Origin of the sequence: Protofrankia sp. CiP3, from assembly GCF_917627345.1 — a bacterium.
Lineage (GTDB): Bacteria > Actinomycetota > Actinomycetes > Frankiales > Frankiaceae > Protofrankia.
In genome coordinates this window covers 1-3,594 of the sequence record NZ_CAKJTM010000208.1, presented here as the reverse complement: position 1 = coordinate 3,594, position 3,594 = coordinate 1, and the positions used below count along the sequence as shown (strand labels likewise).

Annotated in this window: 5 protein-coding genes; 3 read left to right on the top strand and 2 right to left on the bottom strand. The window is 66.2% G+C overall.

What is annotated here, in order from left to right; genetic code table 11:
• Window positions 1-91: 91 nt before the first annotated feature.
• Window positions 92-637 (bottom strand): transposase, encoded by a 546-nt coding sequence (locus tag MJ797_RS26315; RefSeq protein WP_239342374.1) that lies wholly within the window; start codon window positions 635-637, stop codon window positions 92-94.
• Between the two features lie 194 nt (window positions 638-831).
• Here MJ797_RS26315 and MJ797_RS26310 point away from each other — a divergent pair, with 194 nt between their 5' ends.
• From MJ797_RS26310 to MJ797_RS26300, 3 genes are all read left to right on the top strand, one after another.
• Window positions 832-1,317, top strand: a complete 486-nt coding sequence (locus MJ797_RS26310) for a helix-turn-helix domain-containing protein (protein ID WP_239342372.1) — start codon at window positions 832-834, stop codon at window positions 1,315-1,317.
• A 107-nt stretch (window positions 1,318-1,424) separates the two neighbouring features.
• Window positions 1,425-2,156 carry an SDR family oxidoreductase gene (locus MJ797_RS26305; RefSeq protein ID WP_239342370.1) on the top strand — a complete coding sequence of 244 codons (732 nt, stop codon included), beginning with the start codon at window positions 1,425-1,427 and terminating at the stop codon, window positions 2,154-2,156.
• A 21-nt stretch (window positions 2,157-2,177) separates the two neighbouring features.
• On the top strand, window positions 2,178-2,327 hold the full coding sequence (locus MJ797_RS26300; protein ID WP_239342368.1) for a hypothetical protein: 150 nt from the start codon (window positions 2,178-2,180) through the stop codon (window positions 2,325-2,327).
• Between the two features lie 92 nt (window positions 2,328-2,419).
• Here MJ797_RS26300 and MJ797_RS26295 read toward each other — a convergent pair.
• On the bottom strand, window positions 2,420-3,594 hold a 1,175-nt coding region (locus MJ797_RS26295; protein WP_239342366.1), incomplete at its 5' end, for an IS110 family transposase.

Genomic DNA, 3,594 nt, shown 5'->3' with positions numbered 1-3,594 from the left:
GTCCTTCGAAGACATGCTCGTCAAGCTGCGCCGAACCTTGATCGCGGCCAGATTTACCGCGGTTCGCCCAGGTCACGTGGACCCCGATCTATTACGGGACTACTCCCTGGCCTGCGCCGCAGCCGCCGCGTAGGTGCGAAACACGAGTAACACGGAGGTCCGCGTAATGACTGACGCACAGTTGGTGCAGGAAGCCGTCGAACTCAGCGTTGTCGTAGAGGGAGTAGCGATCGTGGACGACGACCCCGAGCATCCGGCCGAGCAGGAACATCCGGAAGCTCGCCTTGTCCCGCCGGCCCAGCGTGAACAGCGTGAACAACGTCGTCGACGCGGACAGCACGTAGCGCTTCTCGCCCTTCGGGCCGACCTTCAGCGGCGTCTCGTCGAACCCGGCGACCGGTTCGGCGGCGATCCGTTCCTCGATCGCCTCGACCGGCTTGTCCACGGCATCCGCGCCGAGCGCCAGCAGCGAGTGCAGCCAGCCCGTCGAGACCGCCACCCCACACAGCTCGATGATCACCTCTCGGGTCCGCTCGACCGGCAGGTGCTGACGCACAAGGAAGTACAGGGCGAGCGCGCGGATCTCCGGCCCGTAGGACACCGCCGCCGCGGACAGCCCGTCGGGCCGGGCGGCCACATGACGGCGCCCGCAGCCACCGATGTGTCCCCCCGAGGCCGATCCAGCCGGTGACGTGTGCGCTCTGAAGGTCGTCGAGCGCGAGGCCGGCGGCCCGCATGAACGCGCTCGGCGGTTGCGCGGAGTCCGGTGTCGAATCTATCGCTTGAGCAGAAGGGTTGAGTTCTATCATGCAACCCGCTACCCTCACATGTATGGAGCGCGTCAGTTTCGGGGACATGCGCTGCTCAGTGGCTCAGTGCCTCGAGGTCGTTGGGGAGTGGTGGAGCCTGCTGATCGTCCGCGATGCGTTCCTGGGCGTGCGCCGGTTCGACGACTTCCAGGCGCGGCTGGGCATCTCCCGCAACATCCTCAACCAGCGCTTGAAGACGCTGGTCGACCATGGCGTGTTCAAGCGCGTGCCGTACCAGGACAATCCGCCCCGTTCCGAGTATCTGCTCACCGACAAGGGTCGCGACCTCTGGCACGTGCTCACCGCGATGCGCCAATGGGGGGACCGATGGGCCGCGCCCGCCGGGCCACCGCTGGGGATGCGCCATTCGACGTGTGGGCGCCTAGTCGACGCCCGTTCGGTGTGCTCGCACTGTGGTGAACCACTCAGTGTTCGGACGGTGACCGTCGAGCCCGGACCCGGGTACGCCGATCTCGAGCGCACGGCGCTCGAGGGGTTCACCCACTGACCCATTACGCGAACGTCCCGCGCCCACGCGTGTCCCAAAGCGAATTCTATCACGCCACTGAGTGGCTATCCAACGAGGGAGACGGCTGTGACAAGAAGGGAACACCCATGAGGATCGAAGGTGCGGTTGCGCTGGTCACCGGCGCCAACCGTGGGCTCGGCGCCGCGATCGCGGAGGCGTTGCTCGCATCCGGCGCCACCGTCTACGGCGCGGCTCGTGATCCTGGCAGCATCGCCGACGACCGCATCATCCCGGTTCGGCTCGACGTGACGGACGGCGACCAGATCGCAGAAGCTGCGCGGCGGAGTCGTGATGTCTCGATCGTGGTCAACAACGCCGGCATCCTTCGGAGTTCGACCTCGATGGGAGAAGGGGCCATCGAGGCCGCGCGAGCCGAGATGGAAACGAACTTCTTCGGCTCGCTCAGGATGGCGCGCGCCTTCGCGCCGATCTTGCGGGAGAACGGCGGCGGCGCGTTGGTCAACGTGCTGTCTGTGCTCTCGTTCGTGTCCATGCCGCAAGGTGCGACCTATGGCGCATCGAAGTCGGCCGCGTGGTCGCTGACGAACGCGCTCCGCATCGAGCTTCGACAGCAGGGAACCCTCGTCGTCGCCGTGCACGCTGGGTTCATCGACACGGACATGGCCGCGGGTGTGAGTGGCGACAAGGTCAGCCCCGAATCCGTCGCCGAGCAGATCGTGACTGCCGTTGCGAGCGGCGCCGAGGAGGTTCTCGCCGACGCGACCAGTCAGATGGTCAAGGCGTCACTGTCTGACGATCTCACCACGCTGTATCCCGGCTTGCAGGAGCAATGGGACGCGGAACTGGCATCGCGGTAGGGCCCGAACACGGAGACTGACATGAACAACCAGGCAGGACTCGAGAACGGTACGACCGCGTCGTACCAGGACGCCCCGACCCGCACCGTCACCGCCGCGGGTGTCACGTTCGCTTACCGAGAGCTCGCTCCGACGGCGGGCACCCCGATGATCTTCCCCTCTCGGATCTGACCGGAAAAACTGAGGTGAGCGCGGGCAGGCTGGCGCCCACCCGGTGTCCTTGACTGCTGGGTGGTGACGGTGGGTGAGGGTTGGTGGGTGGGTCAGGCGGCCGGGTTGAGGGTGACGGTGTGGCCGAGGGCTTCGAGTTGGTGGATGAGGTTTCGGGTCTTGCGGTCTTTGTTGATCCTGGTGGTGTGGTAGTCGGCGCCGAGGTCGTGGTAGCGGGCGTGGGGGTCGGCGAGCAGATGCCAGACGATCACGAGGATGGAGCGGGCGACGGCGACGAGGGCTTTGCGTTTGCCTTGCCGTTTGATCAGCCGCCGGTAGCGTTCCCCGAGGAAGGTGTCGGTCTTCGCGGCGGCAGCCGCGATTTCCCCGAGGACGCCTTTGAGGTAGGGGTTGCCCTTGCCGGTTTTACCCGTGCGGTTTTTCGCGCCGGACTGGATCGTGCGGGGGGATGATCTCGCCCAGGAGACCAGGTGCCCGGCGGTGGGGAACCGGGTCATGTCCCATCCGATTTCCGCGAGGATGATCTGGGCGCCGCGGGTGGCGATACCGGGTATCTCATCCAGACGGGCCACCGCGGACAACACGGTAGTGATCTCACCGGTGGTGGGGTCACAACCCGCTCCGGGTGGCGGGTTGGCCGCGGCGCCCGGTGGGCTGGCGGCGGGGATCGCCGCGAGTGTTGTTTCGACCGTGGCGGCGAGCCCGTCGATCTGGGTGGTCAACGCGTCGTGCTGGTCGAGCAGGATCCGGGCGAGGTAGGCGTGGTGGTCGTCGAACCGGCCGGTGAGCGCTTCGACGAGGGCGGCGTGTTTGACCCGCATCCGGCCTTTGGCTAGGCCGGCGAGCCGGTCGGGGTTGCGTTCCCCGCCGATCAGGGCTTCGATCATCGCGCGGCCGGAGACCCCGAAGATGTCGGTCGCTACCGTGGAGAGTTTGATCAGGGCGTCTTCCAGGAGTTTCTCCATCCGTTGCCGGACCCGGGACCGGTCATGGGTCAGGTCCACGGATAGCCGGGTGTAGTCACGTAGCTGCCGGATCGCGGCCGGGGGGACGAACGACGGGCGCAGCATGCCGCGTTCGGTGAGTTTCGCCAGCCAGACCGCGTCGAGTTTGTCGGTTTTGGGCCGTCCTGGTACTTGTTTGACATCGGCCGCGTTGACCAGCCACACGTTCAATCCGCGGGCTTCCAACAGGTAGAAAAACGGCCGCCAATAGTCCGAGGTCGATTCCACCACGATCCGTTCGATCCCCTCACACGCTAGTGTTT

Bases quoted from the DNA above. Each gene is read 5' to 3' on its own strand.
- MJ797_RS26310 (WP_239342372.1), top strand. From the start codon at position 832: ATGGAGCGCGTCAGTTTCGGGGACATGCGCTGCTCAGTGGCTCAGTGC.
- MJ797_RS26305 (WP_239342370.1), top strand. From the start codon at position 1,425: ATGAGGATCGAAGGTGCGGTTGCGCTGGTCACCGGCGCCAACCGTGGG.
- MJ797_RS26300 (WP_239342368.1), top strand. From the start codon at position 2,178: ATGAACAACCAGGCAGGACTCGAGAACGGTACGACCGCGTCGTACCAG.